The sequence below is a fragment of the Gelidibacter sp. genome, from assembly GCF_053579655.1.
Genome location: NZ_JBMDWE010000049.1, coordinates 1 through 24,877, shown reverse-complemented (window position 1 = coordinate 24,877; position 24,877 = coordinate 1). Strand labels below are relative to the sequence as shown.

Sequence of the window (24,877 nt, the reverse complement as noted above, 5' to 3'; positions counted from 1 at the left end):
ACCTTTTCAGGAAACCAAATGCCATAATGAAATTGACTGTTCCTTATATTATATGGAAATTGTAGCTCCATCCTTATTATATAAGAGTTGACACTTGAATGAACTGAACGAATGGAACGCCGATGACGCTGATTTTTTATGATTAAATATGATTTCTTACAGAACACATGCAAACCATCGCGAGCTCATACTTAAGACATGATGGAATATAGTATAAAGAGAATCTTCCTCTTTGAATATAATCGCTATCATTTTATAAATGCTAACTGAGCCGCGTTAGCGATGGAGCCCTTTGCTTGAACTCTTTTATGGGCGCCATAGCGACCATAAAAAGTGAGGGGCGAGAGCGCGGTGGTTACCCTTTTCGGGGAACCAAACGCCCTAATGAAATAAACTGCCATGGCTAGCGCTCATTTGCAACAAGTACCGTGACTGATCTATAATAAACCCCCACCCCATAAAACCAAAAGCATTAATTTCACGCATTGTATTATTAGCTTGATAATTCTTTGTGGTTGAGTATTCATAAGGTCAACTACCATACCGACAAAGTTTAAGCGAAAGCTAAAAAAACACCTCCAATTATAATTTCAAACTTAAAAAACTTTAGGCATCAACCTCATTTAAAATCCACAGAATCTTCCAATCGGCAGGAAAAGATTTTACTCAAAAAAACACAATCTACTTACTGTGGCTTTAATTAAAAAAGTCGCTGACGAATTATCTCAAAAAGAAACTTACCACATTCTATTATGCAGCTTAACACCAGTCGCTGACACGGCGTCAACTTATAAAATGGCAACCCAATCGAAAATATAAACTGCACGATCCCAATGATTTATATTTTGGATTGATAGGTATATAATTCATAATACCGACCTTCTTTAGCAATTAATTGGTCATGAGTGCCACGTTCTACAATATGGCCAGCTTCGATGACCAAAATCTGATCTGCTTTTTTAATGGTACTTAAACGATGGGCGATGACAATAGTGGTTCTGTCTTTTATGAGTTCGGCTAAACTTTTCTGAATTAATGCTTCACTTTCGGTATCTAAACTTGAAGTAGCTTCGTCCAAAATAATAATTTTTGGGTTGGCCAAAATAGCACGAGCTATCGCTAAGCGTTGGCGTTGACCACCAGAAAGCTTTACCCCTCTTTCGCCAATCAAGGTTTCTAAACCATCATCAAACCTATCGGTAAATTCGTTGACATAGGCTGTGTTTATGGCCTTATGCAATTCTTTTTCAGTGGCATTGGGTCTTGGGAACATGATGTTTTCACGAATAGTGCCTTCAAATAAAAATTCATCTTGTAAAACAACCCCCAAATGTTGTCGGTAGCTGCTTAGTCTAACTTTCGATAAATCCTGATTATCAATCGTGACTTTACCCGATATTGGGGTCAAAAATGTCGCCGATAATCCTGCAATGGTCGATTTCCCCGAGCCTGAACTCCCTACCAAAGCAGTCACAGAACCCGCTGGCGCTTTAAAATTTATATTATGTAACACTTCTTTCCCTTCAGCATAAGAAAATGAAACATCCTTAAATTCAATATCGCCTTTTAAAGTGTGCAATTGAATCGTTCTTTCTTTGTCATCTTCTTCCGCGGTCATATTCATCAGTTCTTCCGTTCTATCTAAACCCGCCAATGCTTCTGTGAGCTGACTTCCGATATCACTCATTTGCACAATCGGAGCGATCATAAAACCAAGGATTAGAGTGAAGAATAAAAAATCACCTACGGTCATTTCGCCAATCATCATCGAATAACCCCCAATTCCCATAATTCCAGTGGTAGCGACGCCAATTAAAAACGTGGAAGAACTGGTCATCAGAGCGGTTGCGGTTAAACTCTTTTTGACATTTTGATACAATTTGTCAACCCCTTTTTCAAAAACAATATTTTCTTGTTTTTCTGAATTAAATGCTTTAATCACACGAACGCCCGCAAGTGTTTCGGTCAACCGCCCAGTGACCTCGGCATTAATTTTTCCCCGCAATCTAAAAATTGGACGAATAAATTTAAAGGCTTTCAAGGCAATAAAACCAAATATGGACAGGGGCACAAATACAAAGAGTGTCATCCAAGCATTCAGTTTTATCAAAATAATCAAGGATACAATAGCGGTAAAGGAACCGCCCACTAATTGTACCAGACCTGTACCAATCAGATTTCGAACACCTTCAACATCGTTCATTATCCGTGAAACAAGCGCACCAGATTTGGCATTATCAAAGAACCTGATCGGCAGGGACAATACTTTTTTCTGTACTTGACATCTCAGTTCGCTGATTAAATATTGTGATTGTACGCTTAATATTCTGGTCAACAAATAGGACGTTACGGCCTGAATGGTTATGGCGCTTATGACTATAGCGATTAGGGTATATAATTGTGAGTAGTCTTTGTGCGGCACCACGTCATCCAACAAAACTTTACTCTGCCACGGTAAAACCAAACCGGACAAACTCCGTATCACAATCAGGATTAAACCAATAAAAACAATATTTCGTCGTGGCCAAATTATCGTTCTGAAAGCGTGTTTCATTGTGATTTTAGGCTGTGACTTATGTGTATCCTTCGCTGTTTCTTTAAGATGCTGCATGTTTCCTTATAAATAGTAGTGATGTAAAAATACTGATAAATGAAAGCTTAAATGCGCAAACCTCATCAAAAACGTATGAACTATAAAATTTATAGAGTTAACCAATAGCGTCTTCAGAGAATTAAAGATTTTCAATATTTCCATGATAATTTGCACATAATTGACACTGGTCTTTGTCTGAACGAGTGAAGCTCCCAAGGAATCAAAACCTCATCAAATTTCAAGACAAAAAACTGAAGCTCCAACTCATTTATTAACGCATGAGTTTTATAAAATTAAAAAGAAAATAATCGGATTTTCATAAAACACTTTGTCAACACCATCTATTTCTTGTTAACCTCTTGATTTTTAACAGAAGAGATATATAAAAATTGCGTCGGCAATGGTATCTTTGTTATCTCCCCAAACTTTCAGACACTTGAATTCATGTTTTAGAAGGCTAAGCTCCCTCTCTAATTTGACAAAAAGTAAATAGCTTCTAAAAAAGGAACGTTTATATGAGTCCTGGCTATGATCATTCGCGAATTGATAAAACAGACAAGAAAGCAATTTAATTTTCCTAACGAAAGGACTAACTAAACGTATGAGAGCAAAACAAAACGCTAAACATATTAACTGAATTTAGATCTTTAAACAATTAACACATGAATAAGCAAGTCTTCATCAATTTAGCAGTAAGCGACCTCGAAAAGTCCATGGCGTTTTACACTGCACTAGGTTTATCTAACAATCCACAATTCTCTGACGACTCTGGGAAATGTATGGTTTGGAGTGATAACATTTTTGTCATGCTTTTGACCCATGAAAAGTTCTCATCCTTTGCAACCAAGCCCATTGCTGACACCAAAGCCAATTTAGCAGCCCTTTATTCATTATCAGTAGACAGCATTAAGTCCGTGAACAACATAATGAAAGGCGGTTTAAAAGCAGGTGGCATTGAACCGACTGAAATGAAAGACTATGGCTTTATGCAACAAAGAACCATAGAAGATTTTGATGGCCATACGTGGGAAATATTCTATATGGACATTTCAAAATTCCCAAAGGAACACCTGAATGACACTAAACCTTAAATTATTATTATTATTATTATTATTATTATTATGGCACTTATCAATCCTTACATCAACTTCAATGGCAATGCCGAAGAAGCCTTCAATTTTTACAAATCTGTATTTGGCGGAGAGTTCGCGCTGGTTAAGCGCTTCAAAGATATGTCCAGCCCAGAATATCCCGTTGCAGAAAAGGAGGCCAATAAAATAATGCACATTGCTTTGCCTATTGGCAATAATGTTCTGATGGCCAATGACGTTCCCGAAAGTATGGGTCGCGTCAATGAAAATGAAAACAGATCTAAAATATCTGTTCACGCACAGAGTCGGGAAGAAGCCGACTCGATATTCAATGGACTTTCAGCCGGTGGTGCTATTGAAGTCCCTATTGGCGACAGTCCATGGGGCTCCTATTTCGGGATGTTCAGAGACAAGTTCGGGATTGAATGGATGATCAATTTTGACCCGAAGTAAAATGGTAAAGTATAAACCTAAAACAACAGCTGCTTAATAGTAGCTTGGAAAAATGACTGATTAAGTTAGTCATGTAAAAAATGAGCGCTTATAAGTCTAAACTATATTTTTTAGCAATATAAAATCCCTCTATATTTCCAAATAGAATGTTGTACTTTTATAGTTAGCGCCAAGAAAAACAATGGCTACTAGCAAACAACCACTTGCAAAAAGTATCACTTTGCATATCAAAATCAACTTAGCCAGTTGTTATGATAACTAAAACCTAACCAACCTATAATGTTTATTTAAAAATGAAAATCTTAAAGAAAATTTTAATCGTACTTGTAGTCATTATTGCATTGCCTTTAATTGTGGCACTTTTTGTTAAAAAAGATTATACAGTTCAAAAAGAAATAGTCATCAACAAGCCAAAACAAGAGGTGTTTGACTACATAAAATATCTGAAAAATCAGGACAATTATAGTAAATGGAACAGCATTGACCCTTACATGAAAAAATCATATAGTGGAACTGACGGAACAGTTGGTTTTGTGGCACGATGGGAAAGCGATAACGACGAAGTGGGTTGGGGAGAACAAGAAATAAAAGCAATTAACGAAGGTGAACGCCTAGATTTTGAACTTCGTTTTCTGAAACCATTTGAAGCTACTGAACCTGCATTTATGACCACTGAAAGTATTGCCTATAATCAAACCAAAGTAACTTGGGGCTTTAACGGACATATGAACTATCCTACCAATATCTGGCTGCTATTTATGGATTTTGAAAAAATGATTGGCGATGATTTACAATCTGGATTATCTAAATTAAAAATAGAGTTAGAAAAATAAAATCATAGAGAGTGTAGTAACCGAGATTGCAATGATTTTTATTGGGACAATAAATAAATAAGATGCAAAACCTAACATTCAAAATCAAAATAAAAGCATCCACAGAAAAAGTTTGTAAATCCCTCTGGGAACAAAACAACAACAAGAAGTGGACTTCCGTTTTTTCTAAAGGAAGTTAATAGAAAACGGACAGCTTTGAACAAGGCAACAGATCCACTTACTCACGCCACGCGGGGACGAAATGCACAGCGTTATAGATAAACTTAAAGTCAATGTATTATTGGTTTTTAAACATTTGGGTGAACTTAAAGATTTTGAAGAAGAACCATTAGATGCAGCTTCGTAAATCTGGACAAATGCATTAGAAAGTTATGAGATAAAAGCAATAGAAAACAGTACAGAACTTAACAGTCCATGTGTCAACTGTTGAGCAATATGTTGACTAAATGAATAAAATATTCACTTTGGCATATCAAGAACTAAAAAAACTATCAGAAAATTAACTGAATTTAAAATACGACGAAATGACAACAATAAACACCTATTTAAACTTTAACGGCAATTGTGAAGAAGCCTTTAACTTCTACAAATCCGTATTTGGCGGAGAATTCACCTATATCGGACGATTTGGCGATATGCCAGCAGGAGACAATCACACAGTTGCTGAAGCCGACAGAAATAAAATTATGCACGTTAGTTTGCCAATTGGCTCGACCATTTTGATGGGTAGTGATACAGGTGGAGATTGTGGTCCTGCATTTGTGCAAGGAAATAATTTTTCAATTTCAATAAACCCTAAAAGTAAAGAAGAAGCAGACAAACTGTTTAAAGGACTTTCAGCAGGCGGGCAAGTAACTATGCCCATGGCAGACACTTTTTGGGGAGCCTATTTCGGTATGTTTACCGATAAATTTGGTGTCAATTGGATGGTAAATTTTGAATCACAACAGCAACATTAAAAAAGGCATATAGCATGAAATTAGAACCTAAGGCGACCATTCAAATTCAAAAACCAGTGGAAGAGGTTTTTGAAGGAATTGTAAATCCTGAAATAATGACCAAATATTTTATTTCAGAAAGTAGCGGGCCACTCGAATCAGGAAAAGAAGTGCTATGGAAATTCCCTGAATTTGAAGATAGGTTTACTATTAAAGAAATTAAAATTGAAGCCAATCGATCCATTTCCTTTGTTTGGGATCCTGAGACCGTTGTGAAAATCCTCTTGGAAAAATCACAGGACAATAGCACCATCGTAAGAGTTAACGAACACGGAAAGGAAATGAATGAAGAAAACCTTAAATGGGCTTTAGAAAATTCGGGGGATGGGCAAATTTCCTTGCCTGTATGAAGGCCTATTTGGAGTATGGCGTACAACTTCGAAAAGGTGCATTTGATTTTATGAAAAAGAAATAGAACAGACCACTTTAAAGGTTTCTCCCTATTTCTTTTCAACTTTATTTTATTGTTGTCCGGTTAAAAATTTCGTCGGCCTTCAAAAGATAATGCTGATAAAGGATTTTAAACGTTATGTACGTTTATGTCAACATTTTTCATTTTTGGGAAATGCTAATAAAACACTAATTTCCTAGTAAATTTAAATTTATAAAATCTATGCTTTAAGTGTTTTGGGGTTTGTGTCTTGATTCTTGGTTCTAACAGCGAAGCGGTCTTGATTCTTTTCTTGACAATACTGCTTTTAATTATAAAGAATTATCATGAAAGATGAAAACACCACGGTTAATTTAATTGTGCTCGTTGCATATACAATTCAACCTACCAAAACCGATGATGCTCTTTCTGGCTTCACTGAACTCATCAATCAAGTTAAACAGGAGCCGCACTTTGTGAATATAAAACGCCATGTTGATATAAATGATCAATACAAAATTCTTCTTTATGAAGAATGGCGCAGTTCTGATTATTATAATTCCAGTCATTTCAAAACGCCACAGCTTCAAAACTTCATGAAAGATTCTAGGGCGTTTTTAGCTGGCCCACCACATATTTCACAATGGAAAATAGAAAAGGAATTTAAAGCCAATTAACACTACCTACGACCTTATAACCAACTAATATAATTACGGATGGCTGAAATAAAAACAAAACAAACCAATGCAAGCGTTGAAGAGTTTATCAACACCTTTGCAGATACCGATAAAAAGAGAGCGGACGGATTTGAATTATTGAAAATAATGCAAGATTATACGGGATACGAACCTAAAATGTGGGGCCCAAGCATTATTGGCTTTGGACAATACCATTACCAATCTGAAAGAAGTAAACAAGAAGGCGATTGGCCTTTGGTTGGTTTTTCGCCACGCAAAGCAGCTATTTCATTATATGTGTATTCAGGCTGTGCTGGTCAAGAGGAGTTATTAAAAGACTTGGGTAAATTTAAAATGGGAAAAGGTTGTATCTATGTCCAAAAACTGGAAGACATCAAGGTAGAAACCCTCAAGAAATTAATGAAATCGACGATTGACTTTCTGCAAACAAAACACAATTAAGTCCATGGATAAAGCAACACAAACAATGATTGAAAACCTGTACAAGAACACAGGTAAATCTTTGGAACAATGGGTAGAAATTGTAACCAAAGAAAACTTCGAAAAACACGGAGAAATCATTAAATTTCTTAAGGAGCAACATGACTTCACCCATGGATTCGCAAACCTTGTGGCTCACAAATCGAGAGCCTCTGATGCTGGCTCCGCAGAAAATACCGATGATTTAATAACAGCGCAGTACCTAGGAAAAGAGCATTTGATACCGATTTATGACAAGCTTATTTCAGAAATTGTGTCTTTCGGTAATGATATCGAAATCGCACCTAAAAACGCTTATGTCAGTTTGCGCAGAAACAAGCAATTTGCAACAATAGGCCCCGCAACTAAAACACGTTTTGAAATCGGAATTAATCTAAAAGGACAAGAGCCATCAGATAGATTGGAAGCCGAAAAACCGAACGCCATGTGTTCGCATAAAATCAAAATAGCTAATATTAATGACATCGACAGCGAAGTAATAAACTGGATTAAAAACGCCTACGAAAATGCCAAATAATACGATTATGACAAACAGAAAAATAGAAATCAAATGGGCCATCATCTTTTCAGTAGTAGGATTACTTTGGATGGTTTTGGAAAAACTAAGTGGACTTCATGGAAAATATATCGACTACCATTTATATCTGACCAATTTATTTGCCATTCCTGCCATTTGGATGATGGTTTTAGCGCTTAAAGAAAAAAAGCGAAAGGATTATAAAGGACAAATATCCTACAAGCAAGGCTTGGTTTCAGGAATTATCCTCTCGGCAATTATTGCTCTATTAAGTCCATTAACACAGTGGATTACCTCTTATGTCATCACGCCAGAATATTTCCCAAACGTCATAAAACGTTCTGTAGAAATAGGCTATTATAAAACAACGGAAGAAGCACAGGCTAATTTCAACTATAAAAACTACGCTATTCAAGGGGCTATATTCTCATTTATTATGGGAGTCATAACTACGGCAATAGCCATGATTTTTATTAGAAGCAGGAAGGAAATCAAATTAAACACTATAAAAATGAATTAGTATGGAAGATCACAAGGAGCAAAAACCTGATGCAGACAATGAAAAAGATAAAACGCCTAGAGTAACAGGAATAGGTGGCATTTTCTTTTTCTCAGATAATCCTGGAAAAACTAGAGATTGGTACGCTGAAAATTTAGGGCTTGAAGTAAATGACTGGGGTTCGAGTTTTGAGTTTAGAAATGCCAACCGACCGCAAGAAATCAATTACCTACAGTGGAGTCCTTTTAAAAACGGAAGTGAGTATTTTGAACCTTCAAAAAAGGAATTCATGATCAATTACCGAGTTCAAAATATTGATGGCTTGGTTGAGAAACTCAAAGCAAATGGCGTGACTATAGTGGACGCTATTGAAACATTTGATTATGGAAAATTCGTCCACATTATGGATGCTGATGGCAACAAAATAGAGCTTTGGGAACCTATAGATAAGGTATTTACGGCAATGGGAGGGAAAACCACGAAATAAAAAACAATCTATTTAAAAGCAAAGCAGAATATGAGGAAGCTAGTTGCCGGCATCAATATGACGATTGATGGGATTTGTGACCATACTGCAATAATTCCCGATGATGAAATACATCAACATTATACAGATCTCTTGCGAAACGCTGACACCATTCTCTATGGAAGGATAACCTATAATCTTATGGAATACTGGCGAGATTTGGCAAAAAGTCCTTCTGGCGAAAAATCAATGGACGACTTCGCTTTTGCAATGGACAACATTCCGAAAATTGTTTTCTCCAACACCCTTAAAAATGTGGATTGGCACAGTGCAAAACTATCTCATCAACCTCTTAAAGAGGCAGTTTTAGAGCTTAAGCAACAATCGGGTAAGGACATTTTAGTTGGCAGTCGGAGTTTAATCATACAATTAATGCATCTTAATTTAATTGATGAATTCCAACTCTGTATTCACCCTGTCATTGCAGGAAAAGGTTCTCCATTGTTTAAAAACATCAGCGACAGGAAAATATTTAAACTTTTGAAGAAGAAGGTATTCGGTAGCGGCGCCATAATTCTTTACTATGCTCCAATACCTGAACAATGAGTAATTCACGAATGATGAACTATGAAAAACTGTAAATTCAGTAATATGATAAAAACTGATTTTAATGTCGTGGAATCTAAATTAATATGACATCATTTTAAATGCATTTGTTCTTGACATTTCAGAACAAATTGCAAAAGTTTCATAATATAGCATTTCAATTCTTATAAATAATCATGGAACCGCCAACATACTTTATTACATTTTTACAATAAGAATACAAAACTTAATTAAACATATGCAGACTACAAAAGAACATAATGATAAGATTTCAAAAATGACATTTGCTTCGGTTTATCCCCATTATATTACCAAAGTTGAAAAAAAAGGGCGAACAATTGCTGAACTGCATGAGGTCATTGAATGGCTGACGGGTTTTAACGAAACCAAAATACAAGAACTTATTGAGGAGAAAGCTACCTTTAAAACATTTTTTGAAACCGCAGTTTTAAATCCAAATGCTACACTAATTACAGGTGTTATTTGCGGCTATCGAATAGAAGAAATTGAAACTCCCCTAACCCGCCAAGTAAGGTATTTGGATAAGTTGGTCGATGAATTAGCCAAAGGTCGCCCAATGGAAAAAGTTTTGCGAGTAGCAAGCAAACCATAAAAGCTTAGAATCATCTTGCGAAAAATTTCAATCAAATTAGGTTTCTCCAACTCATCTGAGGGAATTAATTCAGAAATCCGAACAAACGCAATATGAGAAAACTAAAAGAGTTATTCACTTGAGAAATTTTTATTACGTGTTCCCAATATATACTTTAAATGAAGCAAATAATTACCTCACTAATTTTCTTACTTGGCTTATTAAGCAGCAGCGCCCAGACTGCTTTGGACATTACAAATTTACAAACACCTGCTTTAGACGAAAGTTCTGGACTCCTTTTTTATAATGACAAGCTCATTACGCATAATGACAGTGGTGGCAAAGCGGAATTATATGAAATAAATCCAACCACAGGTCTTATCACAAGAACAGTCGAAATATCAAATGCTTCCAATGTAGATTGGGAAGATATTGCCCAAGACGCGTCTTATATCTATATCGGCGATATTGGAAACAACTCTGGAAATAGAACCGATTTAAAGATTTATAAAATATCTAAACAAGATTACAACACTAATAATGGCAGCGTGCAGGCGGAAATCATAGCCTTTTCTTATGCCGACCAACTTGATTTTACGCGTCGCACAAACATGACGAACTGGGATGCTGAAGGACTCATTTGTTATGGGGATAAACTCCTTGTATTAACTAAAAACTGGGCAGATAATCAAACGAATATGTATGCGATTCCAAAAACTAGCGGCACCCATAGCGCTGTTTTAGTTAGCAGTTACAACACCAACGGACTTATAACGGGCGCCGATAATTCTCCTGATGAAAGTGTCATTTATCTTGTAGGCTACAGCACTTCGGAAGCGCCATTTATTTACACCATCCATAATATCCCTAAGAATAGTTTGGATATATTTTCTGGGAACATCTCAGAAAAAACATCAGATATCTTAACCATAGGCCATCAAGTGGAAGGCATTGCGCTATTTGAAATCACACCGATGAACCATCGTTTATATCTTTCAAATGAAAAATTTAGCGCTTCTCTGGGCCCCATAAAAATAAAAGTTCCAGCTAAATTGATGCGCATCGAAATTGATGCGAAAACCTTAAACCCACACTAAGGTTTATTTGGATTTTGCTAGCACTCGTTGAAAACGAGCGCTAGCCGCGTTACAAACGAGCGGTAGCTGTCTAAAATTTACGAGACTAAAATCCTTAGGAATTCTCCGACTCAAACATAGCAATAGCCTTTAAAAAGTATTTGCCATAGCGTTCCGCTTTTACTTTTCCGATACCCAAAACCTCTTTGAATTCTGTTTTAGTCCTTGGTCGTCTTGCTTCCATATCTTTTAAAGTGGCATCACTAAAAACGACATAGGCAGGGACTTTAGCTTCTTTCGCAATGGCCAAACGGAGTTCTCGCAGTTTTTGAAACAATTCGGAATCCATCATGTTTTTAGGCCGCACTTCCTTAGTTGCAAGCACTTGTTTTTGAGGTGTAGCCAATCGGACTTGCCGGTCTTGAAACAAAACGGCATTGGCCAGCGGCGTCAATAATAATCGTCCGTTCTCATGAAAGCGGATTTCTAAAATCCCTTGATTCAACATCTGAATGATATATTGCTGTAAATCCAACCAAGAAATATCTTTAAGAATTCCGTAGGTCTTGATATTTTGATAGCCTTTACTCAATATCTGAGCATTTTGGGCACCTCTTAACAAATCGATAACCATACCCGTTGGCTCTAGTTCTTTAAGTCGATAAACCGCCGAACACACTTTTTTGGTCAGTAGCGTGCCGTCAAAATATTGTGGTGGTGCTTTGCAGACATCGCAATTGTTACAGTTTTCGGTATGATGTTCTCCAAAATAATTGAGCAACGCAATGCGACGGCAACTTAAAGCTTCAGCAAACTGCTGCATGCGGTTGAGTTTCGCTATTTGATAGTCGGCATTGGATGCACCTTCTGTAAACTTCCTGAGCTGAACCACATCGGCATACGAATAAAACAAAATGTTATACGCCGGAAGTCCGTCCCTACCTCCTCGACCTATTTCCTGATAATAGCCTTCAATGTTTTTAGGCATATTATAATGGATGACCCAGCGCACGTTACTTTTGTCAATGCCCATCCCAAAGGCAATGGTGGCGACAATTATTGGCGTTCTATCATTGATAAAACTTTCCTGAATGCTGTTTCGTTTGTCGGCGGTTAAACCCGCATGATAGGCTTTTGCCTTAAAACCACTTTTATTTAATTTAGCCGTGACCTCCTGTGTACCTTTTCTGCTTAAACAATAAATAATACCACTTTCGTCGGGTCGGGTCTTCAAGAATTTTATTATCTGATTGATACGATCATTTCCTGGTCGCACTTCCAAATAAAGATTTTTCCGATCAAAAGAGGACAAATGCACCTTAGCCTCCCTAATGTTCAACTGAGTGATGATATCCTGTTGGGTCGCACCATCGGCAGTGGCCGTAAATGCAGCTATCGGTTTATTTGGGAATTGCTTTTTCAGATACCCCAATTGGGTATAAGCAGGTCTAAAATCGTGACCCCAAGACGAAATACAATGGGCTTCATCAACCGCGATTAAATTTATTTTTATGTCAGAAAAATATGGGAAAAGCGTTTTCAAACTTTCTGGAGCCACATAAATCAACTTTAAGCCGCCTGCTTGCAATCTTTTAAGAGTCTCATTCTGGACAGAAACCTCTTGACTGCTATTGTAATAGGCAGCAGGAATTCCATTGGTCAACAGCGCATCCACTTGATCTTTCATTAAAGCAATCAAAGGCGAAATCACAATCGCCGTTCCTGGAAGTGCCAGGGCCGGCAACTGAAAGCACACCGACTTTCCACCACCCGTCGGCATAATGGTCAGAACATCATTCCCGTTGATGATATCGTGAACAATGCGTTCTTGATTAGGCCGAAAAGTACGGTATCCGAAATGGGTTTTTAAAAGTTTTAAAGTGGTATCTGTAGTAATCATTTGTTATTCTTTAAAAAGACACTTGGCCATGCTTTCAAGTATATTCTGAATGTCTAAACAAAGCTCAATGAATCAAGAATCTAAATGAATGACCTGTAGATTAAATTCATTAAAAGTTCAGGGCATCAAGTTTTGTATAAAAAAAGCTAAAATCAACTTTTTAAGCGGCATCAAAGGTACTGATTTCGATATGGATTTCTAAGGTTTCAGGGTGCTGTAGTTTGGCTTGTTTTCAACAAAGCATATATTGAATTACAACGAAATAATGGGATTCACGAGAAATAATGAATTCTCGGAAAATAAAAAACTGCTTTTGGCATGAGTTTCAACAAAAAAGCCGTGCGATGTGCACAGCTTGATTTGTATTATACATGTTTTAAACCAACAACTTCCGGGAATTAAACCTCTGGAGGGATTAAAATCTGAAATTCAATTTGGCATAATAATACGCGCCACCAAATCCCATTTGTACGGCATCCCAATACCCACCACCTTCAGTCCAATCGTCTTGTTGATCTGGGTAGATATTGAAGAGGTTATTGCTGCCGATATTCAATTTTAAATTATTTGATAGTTTAAAACCTAAATTAAGGTCGGTAACCATCTTTGCCCCATAAGCGTCCGTTGCTGCAATCATTTTCTGCTCAAATCCACCATAGTCGGCGGAATCTTCTTCGGCTTGCCAATCCAGCAACTTGATTTCGCTAAATCGTGTCAAGGTCATGCCAGCATCAAACCAACCTCTATTGTAATTTAATGATAAACTCAATTTACTGCCTGGCGCCGATGCTAATAAAAACGCTTTATCACGCTCTCCAAAGAACGTTTGTTCATTTAAATTGCCGTTTAGAACTTTATCAATTTTCATGTCATTAAAATTTCCAAGAAATGTGGCCCCGAAAGTACTTTCCGCTCCGATAGGTGTTTTCCAGGATAAAATGACATCCAATCCTGTGGTTTTGGTATCCACGCCATTAGCAAAAAACTGTGCAGAATCCACTCCAGGAATGTCTGAAGATGCAAATGTACCGGTTAAAACTATGCGGTCTTTGACATTAATATGATAGCCATCCACAGTTGCCGTAAATTCTCCGAAGGATGCCGTAAAACCTAATGCCGCATTAAACGCTTTTTCTTCTGCAAGTGGCCCAATTCCGAAGGATTTCGTCACGGGACTATTATTGGGCGACAATAGTTGATCGCTGGCTCTACCACCAATAAAGTTGGTAAATCTGAGGTTATAATATATTTGCGCCAAAGATGGCGCTCTAAAACCTGAACTGATCGAACCCCGAATATTGATATGGTCTGTGGCTTTCAATCGCGCGGCTAATTTCCCATTAATGGTACTTCCAAAATCACTAAAATTTTCAAAACGTGCCGCTGCACTCAATAGGAATTTTTCTGACAAATCAAATTCGGCATCGGCATATAAAGCAACGTTACTTCGACTTCTGTTGACCTCATTCGCTGGCGCATACCCTGGAAACCCTTGTGAACCTCCAGGTCGCGGATTTCCATCATCATCTTCAGCTTGCACTTGAGTAGCTGGATCGGTTATCAGAATACCACTTTCGGTAAATGTCCCATAAGATCCTGCTTCTCCGGCAAAAATTATAAAATTCTCAGTTCTGTATTCCGCACCAAAGGCGAGGTTCATTCCACTTAAAACATTTTCATAATATTTAGAAAAATCAAAATTGATTATGTTTTGGCTTAAACTATGGCCACCAGCATCAAAGTCCGTAGGTGATGCGTCTTCTAAAGATGCGTTTAGGGTGCCTTTAATATAATAATGAAAATTGTTGATGCCATAAGTGTTGCTAATGTCAATTTTCCATCCATCGCTCGTCTCTGTTCGCATCCCAGCAACGATAGAGTTATCTGTGATGATCGAGGTGATTCGTGGGGTATAACCATTTGGATAAATGGATTCCACCACGCGCTCACCATCGTTTCTGGTAAAAGCATAGGCGTCAGTATCTCTATAATTTCGTCCACCAAACGCATAAATCTCTGTTTTTTCAGAAACAGGAACGGCAAAGTTCCCAAAGAAATTAAAGCCATCAATGGCCGATTCTCCAAAACCTTTTCTGAAATCAAACGTAGGGCGTAAGGTGTGTTTTTTACTTAAATATTCAGTCGTAAAATTCGCAAAACCACCTTTCTCTCCTACTTTAACGCCATAATTCGCCGTAACTTTTACAGAACCACCGTCAAAATTTTTATCTTTCCCAATAGCGTTGCCATCTTTTTTGGTATCCAAACGGAAACCTTTAGTATTCCAGACGCCATAATTATCTTCTCGAAAAGCGCTAGTATTGACATCAGCATGCGTGCTATAAACTCCGTAATTGACACTTCCAGAAACCTCGTTCACCACATCCTTCAACACGATATTAATAACACCTGCTATTGCATCAGAACCATATTGTGCCGAAGCACCATCCCGCAAAATTTCAATACGTTTAATAGCTGAAGCCGGGATGGCATTCAAATCGGTTCCCGTATTGCCACGACCACGGGTTCCAAACAAGTTCACTAAAGACGATTGATGCCGGCGTTTGCCATTAATCAACACCAAGGTTTGGTCTGGCCCCATCCCGCGCAAGGAAGCGGGATCAATATGATCTGACCCATCACTACCCGATTGCTTGTTGGCATTAAAAGAAGGCGCGGCATACTGTAACAGTTCGTTAATTTCTACCTTTCCAACCTGTGTAGTGACTTCTGATACGTCAATGACATCAATGGCAACAGCAGTATCCATTGCAGTTCGTTTAGGACTTCTGGAGCCTACTACAACCACTTCTTCCAGACCGACGCTTTCTCCAAGTCTAATGTCAATCACGGTCCGATTATTTACAGCGACTTCTCGGCTAGTGGAGCCCACATAACTAAATACCAAAATAGCACTGCCACTCACTGCAATTTTGTATCGGCCTTCAAAATCGGTCACCACACCATTTGTGGTGTTTTTTTCGATGACGTTCACGCCGACCATAGGTTGCCCGTCTGAATCCGTAACGGTTCCTGTGACAGCCTGAGCCAAACAAAAATTGATGCTAAAAAGGCTTAGCATCAAAATAAAGAGGTGTTTCATATGTTGATGTTTTTGAGTTAGTTAAGTTAAATATAGTTGAAATCCGCCCAACTCCTGTCAGTATAAAATAAAAAACTCAGACATTTAATTAACATAATATTTAAATAATGTTCATAAAATCATCAAGAAGTCAGTCTTTTTAAGAGTTTATCACTCAAAAACGATATTTTAAATGCATGCCTTTTTTTTTACATGAATTGTCCTAACATCGCCAAATAATTTTAACAACCTTCTCAAAAAGGACTAAAAGTCCGGATTATTCGTGTAATTTTTAGTGAAGAATTTGAGTCAGAATTCGCAGAATACGATTAAGTCCGTGAAAATTCGTGAAATTCGTCATATTGATAGAGCAACAAATCTCACACCTTCCCGTCGGTTATCGATTTAGAAGAAATCATAAGACTTATAATAAAGCCAATGACACATAAAAAGGCGCATCTTCGCAATCCTATTAGTTTTTTATGGTAATGGACACTTTCCCACTAAATATAAAAATAATTCCTATTTTAGCTTCAACCACAGAGTACATTATAGTTAGAACTAATTTTTACGCAGAAAGTTCATCAACCTCAATGTTACACTAGTTACCAGCAAAAATGACCTAACACCTATGAAAAAAAACTACATCCTAATTCTTGCTATTTTAGCATTTACTCAAGCGAAAGCGCAACTCGTAAAAGAAAAATCAATTGATATCTCTGTAGGTTACGGCATTAGCACGCCCTTCGACGATATTGATATTTATGGTTCCGGCCTTTACCTACAAGGCGAATACGTCCTTTCCATTGCCTCTTGGATTGACCTAAGACCTTACGCAGGTTTAATTTTGACCAAAAGTATTGAGAACAAACGGTTTCCTTCAGAATATAAATCAAATGCCAATGCATTTTTAATTGGGGGAAAAGCGCGACTTAAAGCACCTATCCCATGGGTTGCGCCTTATTTGGAAATAGGTATCGGTGCCTCTGTTGGCTCATTTGAAACCATAACGCCTTGGACCTATATTGAAGAAAGCGGTTTACTCATGCACATCCCTTTATCAATTGGACTTGAATTAGGACCAAAGCATAATTTTGACGTGGCTTTTACCTACTATTTTCATGAGAACGCCCAACAATTCGTTGGAGCATTAGCAATTGGCTTTTCGATACCTCTCAATAATTAAAAACAATTGGATGCACTTTTATCCATTCCTAATCAAACCATAAAAAATGACCATTACAAACAGTACACTTGCCGACATCGATGCAATTTTCAAACTTTATGACGCCGCAACCGCCTATCAAAAAACCGTTAACAATAAAAGCTGGAGCGGATTTGAACGCGCACTCGTAGAAAAGGAAATCAATGAAAATCGACATTTTAAGATTGTTGATGCCGACGAAATCGCCTGTACGTTTGTCATTACTTTTAGTGATCCCATCATTTGGAAAAATTCAGATCAGGAGAAGGCCATTTATTTGCATCGGATTGCCACACATCCAAATTTCAGAGGCCGAGGCTATATCAATAAGATTGTGGAATGGTCCACAGATTTTGCAAAAGAAAGAGATGTGGACTTCATCAGAATGGATACCCATAGCGGGAACGACCGATTAAACAAACATTATATGAATTCTGGCTTTACCTATAAAGGCATCAGTAGTATAGAATGGACCAGTGATTTACCTGAACATTATAAAGAGGGTCCTTTCAGTCTGTTTGAAATTAAATTATAATCCGAAGTTTAAAACGGTTTTAAGAAACAATTCGCACAGTCCATAACCCATCATTCGTTAAAAAAAATCGCCAATGCCCATAGAAAATATTCCAGAAATCTATATTCCCAAGACGAACCAGAGACTGGATTTATTAGGCTATGATTTTAAAATGACCAGTGACGTAGTTAAGAGCAAAGTCCACTTAAGCATGAATATGTTCAGTTTTCTGCAAGTTGGAAAAAAACAGGTTTACTTTGCAGGAAACTCTATTGCGGTTAACAAAGACCAATCTTTATTGCTGAAAAAAGGAAATTGACTCTGGACGGAATTACTCGAAATAGAAGCCATCCATTACTGTAAACTTATCTTTTTCTCTGAAAAAGTACTTCAAGAGTTTTTAGAGAAACATACCAAAATCTAAGTTATTTACAATCGCTGATAAGAGTTCCTCCTTTAAGCAGATCATTGAAGGTAGAATACATTCCAATTTGAAATTAGAGGAAATTTCCTTTTTATCCAACATGAGCCTTTCAGCCTTTAAACGCCATTTTATTAGTGCATATAAAAAATCTCCCAGAAAATGGCTTCAGGATAAACGTCTGCAAAAAGCAAAAGAAATTCTGGAAGAGGTCACTTAAAAGCATCGGATATCTATTAGAATATTGGCTATAACAATCTTTCTTACTTCAATAGTGCCTTTAAAAACAAGTTTGGAATACGTCCGACGGATCTGTCTAATTAAAAACAAATTCTTAAAGAAACATCTTAGTTTTTAGACTGTATTGTACCAATGATCAACTAGATTTTTAAAATCGTCATATAAATTTAAGCCACCAATTTCTCTTTGGTAATTTTATCTACAACAATGGCAATCGCGCCATCACCAGTAACATTACAAGCGGTTCCAAAACTATCCATTGCAATATACAAGGCAATCATTAATCCTATCATTTCCTCATTAAAACCTAACATCGACTGTAAGATTCCTACCGCAGCCATAATGGCACCCCCAGGAACTCCGGGTGCTGCAACCATAGCAATTCCAAGCATAAAGATAAATCCGGCAAAGAGTGTAAAACTAAAAGGCATCCCATGTAAAATCATTAAAGCCATCGCGCAAGCAGTAATTTTCATGATACTCCCTGATAAGTGAATGGTCGCACACAATGGAATCACAAAGCCTGCAATTTTTTCGGAAACACCATTTTTTAAGGTCTGCTCCAAAGTTACCGGAATAGTAGCTGCGGAAGACTGCGTTCCCAATGCTGTAAAATAAGCCGGAATCATGTTGCCCAACAACTTAATCGGATTTCTTTTTGTAAAGGCGCCCGCAATGGTGTACTGAAGCAATAAAAGAACAATATGTAAGGCGAAGATGACGCCAATAATACTGATAAACACTTTAAGGATAGAAAACACCTGACCATTGAAAGCCATACTGGCAAATATGCCTAAAATAAAAAGTGGCAAAAGTGGCACGATAATCTTCTCGATTACTTGCATAATGATCTTTTCAAAATCTCTTACGACCAATTTCAAACTGGAATTCTCTTGAAAAGACAAGCCTAAACCAATGATAAAAGCCAGCACCAATGCAGACATGACATCTAATATGGGCGGAATATTAATACTAAAATAGGGTGTGAGTTCACGGCCTGGATCAGCAACCTGTGCGACATCGTTAACGTGCGATTCTAAAAGCGATGGGAATATACCCGAGGTTATGAAATAAGTCGAAAATCCAGAAAACAGGGTCGATCCGTAAGCAATGGCCACAGTAAGCAATAATAATTTGCCAGCACCTTTGCCTAAATCAGAAATGGCAGGCATGATCAATCCCATAATAATCAAAGGAATAGAGAAGCTTAAAAACTGCCCGAAAAACGAATTAAAGGTGGTAAATATTCGGTTGATGGACTCTGGTAAATACAGTCCAAAAACAATACCTAATACAATGGCAATAAAAACTTTAAATAGTAAGTTCGAAAATAAACGCTTCATGGTAATATGCTATTAAATAAAAAGACGCAAGTTGTCCTCTGTGATTATTTTAAGTTTGCTAATATACAGCCAAAGTGAGAACCTAGCGTTATGACCGCTCTTTTTTAAGAGGAAATACCAACTATTTAACGTACTCATTCCAGAGATGAAAAGACTTTAGATGCTTCTTGATGAATAAAAACTGTATTGACCTGTTTCACAAGCTATTGAACGGTTTTAATAAGCAGCCAATGCCACACCTTCCCAGTGTATTTGTATTAGAAATATGAACACTAAAAAACAGTCCTTATGAATATTACCTTGGAACAAGCAGAAAAAGCAATCGCGGCTGCAAAACAAAAAGCCGTTGCAGTCGATACAAAAATGAATATCGTCGTTGATGACGCAGGCGCAAACTTAGTTGCTTTTGCAAGAATGGAAGACGCACGGTTAGGCTCGCTTGACATCGCAATTAAAAAGGCAAAAACAGCTCGTTTTTTCGATATGAATACAGGCATTATTGGCGAATTATCACAATCAGGAGGTTCTTTATATAACATTGAACATGCTAACAACGGATTAATTAACTTCCCAGGAGGTGTCTCAATCAGAAATTCAAACGACGAAATCATCGGCGCTATCGGCGTGAGTGGCAGTTCAGTCGAAAATGATCATGCCGTAGCAAGTGCTGGAGCAGAAACCATCTAAATATTGAATTTTCACTCAATGAAAAGAGGATAATTAGCTTTAATTATCCTCTTTTTATTTGTTTTTTATCTCATAAAAAAATGGTTGATTTCACCAAATAACTTCAGAGTTAATCAATGGTTTACAATTCGTAAATCACTCTAAAAAACGAACTGAATCCATTTTCACTTTTAGTCAAAGGAAACCCGGCTACAAAACCTATGGCCAGATCATGTTTGATTTGCAATTTTGCTTGTGGCCGCATGACCAAATCAAGATCTCCGTGCACTAATTCCTTATTAAACTCTATGCCCACAAAATGTGAGGAGTTTGGTATACTGTAAAAAAACGAGACATTAATTTGCCAATCGACATCAGTAAAATCCGTATGGAAGTCATGCCTAAATAAGGGTCCCGTAAGCAGTAAAGTATGAAAATTATTGCCCCAGCGTTTAGCTGCAACGAAAAACGGACTGTAAACCAAGCCCGTAACAAACTGGCTATCGCCATAGCTCTTAAAATCGGTAAAATCAAAAACCTGTGTATATCCTAGTGCTAGTGTGGTATTGTATTTTGTTGAGACATAAAAGGAGTATTGTGCAGATAATCTCAAGTTTTCGAGTGCGTTTTCAGGTATTGCAATCGCAGAAGTCGTACGCCTGTAAAATATAAAATCAGTTTCTATTTCTAGTCCCAATCGGTTTATAGGCGCAAATTCATATTCCGCCAAGAGTCCATATTCACTGTAACCATGTTTTACGTTGGTAAAATCGCCGGCAATATTGAGTTCCTTTTCACCTTTTCTCGCGCCAAGATCTCTAACCAAATCTATATAAAGTGGTTCGATATGTTTTACCTTATCAAGAACTTTTGGCTTATTATCTGTTTGTGAAAAGCCTATAGCGCTTATAAGCACGAAGGCCATGATCAACATTTCATTTCTAGTATTCCATTTTTCTTCCATTTTAATTGAGTTTAAATTGCACAAACCAAGAATGTGAAGCGGTATGAAATTGGATTTAATTCAGTTTATTAGTAGATATCTACTATTTCTTTTAATCAACTAGTTGTTTAGAAATTCAATTTAAAAATCATTACATATCATGGTTGCAACAAATGGGAACGTATAAGAAAGTAGGTCTGTTTTTAATACAATCGCATTAATTCATGCTGATTAGGAAGTTGAAACAAATTTAGCACATTTACGAATTAAGTTGATTTTTTTTATGCCAAATTTTTAGATAATTTTCAAAGTCTTCCACAACAGATTTCTTATCAGAACTCGGTCTATTTGCAGGGGCCATGACAGTACTAGTGGTCTTAAAGAACTTAGGAAGAAGGAGTCCAAAAATAAAACACCGATTTGAAAACTTCATAAAGCCGACTTTTATGTCAGATATATTCAAACAACATACCTCATAGATTCATCTATTTTTAAAATTTATTGACTGCCATTTAGGACTGATGCTCATCATAAATAAAAGAGCGCTAAGTTTTATATCTAACCTTTCACTTTGGAAAGTATTCTAAATTCCTTAATTTTAAAGTAACAGAGCATTGAGCACATTAATAAAGTAAACCATGAGCAGAGGATTTGTAAAAGAAGATGATCAAGAAGAAATACCATTAGTACCACCAAGAGCAGACTTGCCAGAAGGTGTCATCAATTATGTGACGCCAAATGGAATGGACGAACTTCTCAAAGAAAAAGAACAGTTAATTGCCGAGCGCGAAAACTTGAAAATAACAAACGAAAGTGAAAAACGCATTGCTACCAACCATATCAACGCGAAATTACAGCTTCTGACCAACCGAATTGCAACGGCCAAAATAGTAGATCTCAACCTACAACCACAACATGAAGTGCGTTTTGGAGCCTTGGTCACTTTAAAAATCGGAAATGAAAAGAAACTCCAGCAGTATCAGATTGTAGGCGTTGATGAAGCCGATATCTCTAAAGGTAAAATCTCATTCATTTCTCCCATTGCAAAATTATTGACGGACAAAAAAGTTGGAGAAAAAGCAGTTTTGAAATTGGCCAAAGAAGATCGAATTTTTGAAGTTATGAAAATTGTTTACTAAGATGGATTGCAATTCCCTTTTCAAGTTTAACAAAACGATATTAATAGTATTTAAACAAAAAACACGACCATTGAAAGTCGTGTTTTTAATTTATTGTCATTCTGTTTCTACAGAAGATAATTATCTTGAGTAATTAGGAGATTCCTCAGTAATGGTCACATCGTGTGGATGGCTTTCATTGATGCCTGACGTCGTAATTTTGACAAAACGTCCAGTTTCTTTTAGCGTTTCAATGTCTTTCGCACCACAGTAGCCCATTCCAGCACGCAAACCTCCAATAAATTGGTGGATGCTCTCAAACAAATCGCCTTTGTATGGCACACGTCCTACAATTCCTTCTGGCACTAATTTTTTAATATCATCCTCCACATCCTGAAAATAACGATCCTTACTACCTTGTTTCATGGCATCAACAGATCCCATGCCTCGGTAAGTTTTGAATTTTCGTCCTTCATAAATAACGGTTTCTCCTGGAGACTCCTTAGTTCCTGCCAACAACGACCCTAACATAACCGTATCAGCACCAGCAGCAATAGCTTTAGGAATATCGCCTGTATAGCGAATACCACCATCAGCAATTACCGGCACACCAGAACCTTTAATAGCTGCAGCAACTTCCAATACCGCAGAAAATTGTGGATACCCCACACCTGCGACTACACGTGTTGTACAAATAGACCCTGGACCAATACCAACTTTAATGGCATCAGCACCAGCTTCCACCAAGTATTTAGCCGCTTCTGCAGTGGCAATATTACCAACTACAACTTCAAGATCAGGGAATTGTTTTTTGATAGCTTTCAAAACGGTTACCACTCCTTTGGTATGGCCGTGAGCCGTATCAATAATCACAGCATCCACTCCAGATTTCACTAAAGCCTCTGCCCTTTCTACCGCATCACCCGTTACACCAATGGCTGCAGCGACGCGCAAACGACCAAAAGTATCTTTATTAGAAATGGGCTTGGTTGTTAATTTTGTAATATCTCTAAAGGTTATCAAACCCGCAAGATTATAATTCTCGTCAACAATCAGTAGTTTTTCGATTTTGTTCTTTTGAAGAATCCCTTCTGCATCATGCAAAGAAGTCCCAACCGGAGCAGTCACCAAATTATCTTTGGTCATGACTTCCACAATCGGACGTGAACCATTTTTTTCAAAACGTAAATCACGATTGGTAACAATTCCTTTTAAAATGCCATGATCATCAATGATAGGAATACCACCAATGCTATGTTCGGCCATGTTCTGTTTGGCATCCTGAACGGTTGCAGTCAAAGGCAAAGTCACAGGATCGATGATCATGCCACTTTCGGCACGTTTCACTTTCCTGACTTCATTGGCCTGTCGCTCAATGCTCATGTTTTTATGTAACACCCCAATACCACCTTCTCGCGCCATGGCAATGGCCATAGCACTTTCAGTAACGGTATCCATAGCAGCGGATACAATAGGAATATTAATCTTTATATTACGGGTAAATTGAGTTTGGATATTGACTTCTCTAGGAAGAACTTCAGAAAAAGCTGGAACTAGTAAAACGTCATCGTAGGTCAATCCTTCGCCTACTATTTTGTTTTCGTGTGCTGTCATTGCAATTACGGTTTAATTGCGTGCAAATCTACGGAATATTTATGGTAATTAGTCTTAAAATTTTCCTATAGTCTATACTTTATTTCTGATTAAAATAAATTAAAAACCAGAAGCAAGATCCCTATTTGAATTGGAGTTGTTGAAATGGACTGTTTTGTCTCATTATAGATTGTTGATTGCTCATTTTTGATTGTTGATTTTCAGATTGAATAAAAATCATTTATTCTATAAGATGAAATCCCAGATTTCACAAAGTTAACTTCCCCTTCTTTGCAAGGAGGAGTGGATTCTGCTTTAGAAAGAAGCAGAAGACGAGGTGGTTTAAACTTTATGGATGAATAGTACGAATTATATTTTAAAAATTGAGACGTTTATAATACGTAACCCTTCCGTCTTTAAGCTCTTTGCTGAGTTTAAATCCACCTTTCCTTGAAAAAAGGAAAGGAATTTTTGACTAGTCAAAAATTTAAAAACAAAAGTGCAATCTAAAATTCTCCTCCTTTTTAAGGAGGAGTGGATTCTGCTTTAGAAAGAAGCAGAAGACGAGGTGGTTTAAACTT

The 24,877-nt window shown here is 37.3% G+C and carries 24 protein-coding genes; 18 read left to right on the top strand and 6 right to left on the bottom strand.

From position 1 onward, the window contains the following. Nucleotides 1–838 precede the first annotated feature (838 nt). Nucleotides 839–2,611 (bottom strand): ABC transporter ATP-binding protein, encoded by a 1,773-nt coding sequence (locus tag ACOH2D_RS16865; RefSeq protein ID WP_348038647.1) that lies wholly within the window; start codon nucleotides 2,609–2,611, stop codon nucleotides 839–841. Between the two features lie 644 nt (nucleotides 2,612–3,255). Between ACOH2D_RS16865 and ACOH2D_RS16860 the strand changes: the two genes are divergently transcribed. The 13 genes from ACOH2D_RS16860 to ACOH2D_RS16800 all read left to right on the top strand — a co-directional run bounded on the left by ACOH2D_RS16860 (nucleotide 3,256) and on the right by ACOH2D_RS16800 (nucleotide 11,293). After that, nucleotides 3,256–3,684 carry a VOC family protein gene (locus ACOH2D_RS16860; protein WP_449535974.1) on the top strand — a complete coding sequence of 143 codons (429 nt, stop codon included), beginning with the start codon at nucleotides 3,256–3,258 and terminating at the stop codon, nucleotides 3,682–3,684. 30 nt (nucleotides 3,685–3,714) lie between these two features. Next, the gene (locus ACOH2D_RS16855) at nucleotides 3,715–4,137 is read left to right on the top strand and encodes a VOC family protein (RefSeq protein ID WP_449535973.1); all 423 of its coding nucleotides are present in this window, start codon (nucleotides 3,715–3,717) and stop codon (nucleotides 4,135–4,137) included. A 293-nt stretch (nucleotides 4,138–4,430) separates the two neighbouring features. After that, entirely contained in the window at nucleotides 4,431–4,970 is a 540-nt protein-coding gene (locus tag ACOH2D_RS16850; protein ID WP_348038641.1) for an SRPBCC family protein, read from the top strand. 524 nt (nucleotides 4,971–5,494) lie between these two features. Further along, nucleotides 5,495–5,929, top strand: a complete 435-nt coding sequence (locus ACOH2D_RS16845; RefSeq protein WP_348038639.1) for a VOC family protein — start codon at nucleotides 5,495–5,497, stop codon at nucleotides 5,927–5,929. 14 nt (nucleotides 5,930–5,943) lie between these two features. Beyond that, the gene (locus tag ACOH2D_RS16840; protein ID WP_449535972.1) at nucleotides 5,944–6,318 is read left to right on the top strand and encodes an SRPBCC domain-containing protein; all 375 of its coding nucleotides are present in this window, start codon (nucleotides 5,944–5,946) and stop codon (nucleotides 6,316–6,318) included. 367 nt (nucleotides 6,319–6,685) lie between these two features. Beyond that, entirely contained in the window at nucleotides 6,686–7,015 is a 330-nt protein-coding gene (locus tag ACOH2D_RS16835) for a putative quinol monooxygenase (protein ID WP_449535971.1), read from the top strand. A gap of 39 nt (nucleotides 7,016–7,054) precedes the next feature. Next, nucleotides 7,055–7,477, top strand: coding sequence for a DUF1801 domain-containing protein (locus tag ACOH2D_RS16830; protein ID WP_449535970.1), 423 nt, complete (start codon nucleotides 7,055–7,057; stop codon nucleotides 7,475–7,477). Nucleotides 7,478–7,481: 4 nt separating this feature from the next. Further along, complete coding sequence (locus ACOH2D_RS16825) at nucleotides 7,482–8,033, top strand: DUF4287 domain-containing protein (RefSeq protein ID WP_449535969.1); 552 nt, start codon at nucleotides 7,482–7,484, stop codon at nucleotides 8,031–8,033. A 7-nt stretch (nucleotides 8,034–8,040) separates the two neighbouring features. Next, nucleotides 8,041–8,553 carry a DUF4199 domain-containing protein gene (locus tag ACOH2D_RS16820; RefSeq protein ID WP_348036553.1) on the top strand — a complete coding sequence of 171 codons (513 nt, stop codon included), beginning with the start codon at nucleotides 8,041–8,043 and terminating at the stop codon, nucleotides 8,551–8,553. 1 nt (nucleotide 8,554) lies between these two features. Then, nucleotides 8,555–9,019, top strand: a complete 465-nt coding sequence (locus ACOH2D_RS16815) for a VOC family protein (protein WP_348036552.1) — start codon at nucleotides 8,555–8,557, stop codon at nucleotides 9,017–9,019. A 30-nt stretch (nucleotides 9,020–9,049) separates the two neighbouring features. Continuing rightward, nucleotides 9,050–9,604, top strand: coding sequence for a dihydrofolate reductase family protein (locus ACOH2D_RS16810; RefSeq protein WP_348036551.1), 555 nt, complete (start codon nucleotides 9,050–9,052; stop codon nucleotides 9,602–9,604). A gap of 238 nt (nucleotides 9,605–9,842) precedes the next feature. Next, entirely contained in the window at nucleotides 9,843–10,217 is a 375-nt protein-coding gene (locus ACOH2D_RS16805; protein WP_449535968.1) for a DUF2200 domain-containing protein, read from the top strand. Between the two features lie 158 nt (nucleotides 10,218–10,375). Continuing rightward, on the top strand, nucleotides 10,376–11,293 hold the full coding sequence (locus ACOH2D_RS16800; protein WP_449535967.1) for a T9SS type A sorting domain-containing protein: 918 nt from the start codon (nucleotides 10,376–10,378) through the stop codon (nucleotides 11,291–11,293). A gap of 94 nt (nucleotides 11,294–11,387) precedes the next feature. Here ACOH2D_RS16800 and recQ read toward each other — a convergent pair whose 3' ends face one another. Further along, complete coding sequence (gene recQ, locus ACOH2D_RS16795; protein ID WP_449535966.1) at nucleotides 11,388–13,172, bottom strand: DNA helicase RecQ; 1,785 nt, start codon at nucleotides 13,170–13,172, stop codon at nucleotides 11,388–11,390. 415 nt (nucleotides 13,173–13,587) lie between these two features. After that, complete coding sequence (locus tag ACOH2D_RS16790; protein ID WP_449535965.1) at nucleotides 13,588–16,275, bottom strand: TonB-dependent receptor; 2,688 nt, start codon at nucleotides 16,273–16,275, stop codon at nucleotides 13,588–13,590. 610 nt (nucleotides 16,276–16,885) lie between these two features. Here ACOH2D_RS16790 and ACOH2D_RS16785 point away from each other — a divergent pair. From ACOH2D_RS16785 to ACOH2D_RS16775, 3 genes are all read left to right on the top strand, one after another. Continuing rightward, a complete protein-coding gene (locus tag ACOH2D_RS16785) occupies nucleotides 16,886–17,440 on the top strand; it encodes a hypothetical protein (protein ID WP_449535964.1) in 555 nt (184 codons plus the stop codon). 46 nt (nucleotides 17,441–17,486) lie between these two features. After that, nucleotides 17,487–17,993: a GNAT family N-acetyltransferase gene (locus ACOH2D_RS16780; protein WP_348038792.1), complete on the top strand. Its 507-nt coding sequence runs from the start codon at nucleotides 17,487–17,489 to the stop codon at nucleotides 17,991–17,993. A gap of 73 nt (nucleotides 17,994–18,066) precedes the next feature. Then, entirely contained in the window at nucleotides 18,067–18,291 is a 225-nt protein-coding gene (locus tag ACOH2D_RS16775) for a hypothetical protein (protein ID WP_348038790.1), read from the top strand. A gap of 509 nt (nucleotides 18,292–18,800) precedes the next feature. On the opposite strand, the gene ACOH2D_RS16770 is transcribed toward ACOH2D_RS16775, so the two are convergent. Continuing rightward, complete coding sequence (locus ACOH2D_RS16770) at nucleotides 18,801–19,976, bottom strand: dicarboxylate/amino acid:cation symporter (RefSeq protein ID WP_348038788.1); 1,176 nt, start codon at nucleotides 19,974–19,976, stop codon at nucleotides 18,801–18,803. Between the two features lie 288 nt (nucleotides 19,977–20,264). Here ACOH2D_RS16770 and ACOH2D_RS16765 point away from each other — a divergent pair, with 288 nt between their 5' ends. Then, nucleotides 20,265–20,663 carry a GlcG/HbpS family heme-binding protein gene (locus ACOH2D_RS16765; protein ID WP_449535963.1) on the top strand — a complete coding sequence of 133 codons (399 nt, stop codon included), beginning with the start codon at nucleotides 20,265–20,267 and terminating at the stop codon, nucleotides 20,661–20,663. Between the two features lie 121 nt (nucleotides 20,664–20,784). Here ACOH2D_RS16765 and ACOH2D_RS16760 read toward each other — a convergent pair whose 3' ends face one another. Continuing rightward, nucleotides 20,785–21,606 (bottom strand): HAEPLYID family protein, encoded by an 822-nt coding sequence (locus ACOH2D_RS16760; RefSeq protein WP_449535962.1) that lies wholly within the window; start codon nucleotides 21,604–21,606, stop codon nucleotides 20,785–20,787. 617 nt (nucleotides 21,607–22,223) lie between these two features. On the opposite strand from ACOH2D_RS16760, the gene ACOH2D_RS16755 reads away from it, so the two are divergent. Next, complete coding sequence (locus ACOH2D_RS16755) at nucleotides 22,224–22,724, top strand: GreA/GreB family elongation factor (protein ID WP_348036296.1); 501 nt, start codon at nucleotides 22,224–22,226, stop codon at nucleotides 22,722–22,724. A gap of 120 nt (nucleotides 22,725–22,844) precedes the next feature. Here ACOH2D_RS16755 and guaB read toward each other — a convergent pair whose 3' ends face one another. Continuing rightward, nucleotides 22,845–24,317 carry an IMP dehydrogenase gene (gene guaB, locus ACOH2D_RS16750; protein WP_449535961.1) on the bottom strand — a complete coding sequence of 491 codons (1,473 nt, stop codon included), beginning with the start codon at nucleotides 24,315–24,317 and terminating at the stop codon, nucleotides 22,845–22,847. Nucleotides 24,318–24,877 lie beyond the last annotated feature (560 nt).

What these genes read in the sequence shown, in the direction of transcription:
- guaB (WP_449535961.1), bottom strand. Translation starts at nt 24,317, where the DNA reads ATGACAGCACACGAAAACAAAATAGTAGGCGAAGGATTGACCTACGAT.
- ACOH2D_RS16840 (WP_449535972.1), top strand. Translation starts at nt 5,944, where the DNA reads ATGAAATTAGAACCTAAGGCGACCATTCAAATTCAAAAACCAGTGGAA.
- ACOH2D_RS16860 (WP_449535974.1), top strand. Translation starts at nt 3,256, where the DNA reads ATGAATAAGCAAGTCTTCATCAATTTAGCAGTAAGCGACCTCGAAAAG.
- ACOH2D_RS16835 (WP_449535971.1), top strand. Translation starts at nt 6,686, where the DNA reads ATGAAAGATGAAAACACCACGGTTAATTTAATTGTGCTCGTTGCATAT.
- recQ (WP_449535966.1), bottom strand. Translation starts at nt 13,172, where the DNA reads ATGATTACTACAGATACCACTTTAAAACTTTTAAAAACCCATTTCGGA.
- ACOH2D_RS16855 (WP_449535973.1), top strand. Translation starts at nt 3,715, where the DNA reads ATGGCACTTATCAATCCTTACATCAACTTCAATGGCAATGCCGAAGAA.
- ACOH2D_RS16790 (WP_449535965.1), bottom strand. Translation starts at nt 16,275, where the DNA reads ATGAAACACCTCTTTATTTTGATGCTAAGCCTTTTTAGCATCAATTTT.
- ACOH2D_RS16800 (WP_449535967.1), top strand. Translation starts at nt 10,376, where the DNA reads ATGAAGCAAATAATTACCTCACTAATTTTCTTACTTGGCTTATTAAGC.
- ACOH2D_RS16785 (WP_449535964.1), top strand. Translation starts at nt 16,886, where the DNA reads ATGAAAAAAAACTACATCCTAATTCTTGCTATTTTAGCATTTACTCAA.
- ACOH2D_RS16845 (WP_348038639.1), top strand. Translation starts at nt 5,495, where the DNA reads ATGACAACAATAAACACCTATTTAAACTTTAACGGCAATTGTGAAGAA.
- ACOH2D_RS16810 (WP_348036551.1), top strand. Translation starts at nt 9,050, where the DNA reads ATGAGGAAGCTAGTTGCCGGCATCAATATGACGATTGATGGGATTTGT.
- ACOH2D_RS16760 (WP_449535962.1), bottom strand. Translation starts at nt 21,606, where the DNA reads ATGGAAGAAAAATGGAATACTAGAAATGAAATGTTGATCATGGCCTTC.
- ACOH2D_RS16770 (WP_348038788.1), bottom strand. Translation starts at nt 19,976, where the DNA reads ATGAAGCGTTTATTTTCGAACTTACTATTTAAAGTTTTTATTGCCATT.
- ACOH2D_RS16765 (WP_449535963.1), top strand. Translation starts at nt 20,265, where the DNA reads ATGAATATTACCTTGGAACAAGCAGAAAAAGCAATCGCGGCTGCAAAA.
- ACOH2D_RS16830 (WP_449535970.1), top strand. Translation starts at nt 7,055, where the DNA reads ATGGCTGAAATAAAAACAAAACAAACCAATGCAAGCGTTGAAGAGTTT.
- ACOH2D_RS16755 (WP_348036296.1), top strand. Translation starts at nt 22,224, where the DNA reads ATGAGCAGAGGATTTGTAAAAGAAGATGATCAAGAAGAAATACCATTA.
- ACOH2D_RS16865 (WP_348038647.1), bottom strand. Translation starts at nt 2,611, where the DNA reads ATGCAGCATCTTAAAGAAACAGCGAAGGATACACATAAGTCACAGCCT.
- ACOH2D_RS16775 (WP_348038790.1), top strand. Translation starts at nt 18,067, where the DNA reads ATGCCCATAGAAAATATTCCAGAAATCTATATTCCCAAGACGAACCAG.
- ACOH2D_RS16815 (WP_348036552.1), top strand. Translation starts at nt 8,555, where the DNA reads ATGGAAGATCACAAGGAGCAAAAACCTGATGCAGACAATGAAAAAGAT.
- ACOH2D_RS16825 (WP_449535969.1), top strand. Translation starts at nt 7,482, where the DNA reads ATGGATAAAGCAACACAAACAATGATTGAAAACCTGTACAAGAACACA.
- ACOH2D_RS16820 (WP_348036553.1), top strand. Translation starts at nt 8,041, where the DNA reads ATGACAAACAGAAAAATAGAAATCAAATGGGCCATCATCTTTTCAGTA.
- ACOH2D_RS16780 (WP_348038792.1), top strand. Translation starts at nt 17,487, where the DNA reads ATGACCATTACAAACAGTACACTTGCCGACATCGATGCAATTTTCAAA.
- ACOH2D_RS16850 (WP_348038641.1), top strand. Translation starts at nt 4,431, where the DNA reads ATGAAAATCTTAAAGAAAATTTTAATCGTACTTGTAGTCATTATTGCA.
- ACOH2D_RS16805 (WP_449535968.1), top strand. Translation starts at nt 9,843, where the DNA reads ATGCAGACTACAAAAGAACATAATGATAAGATTTCAAAAATGACATTT.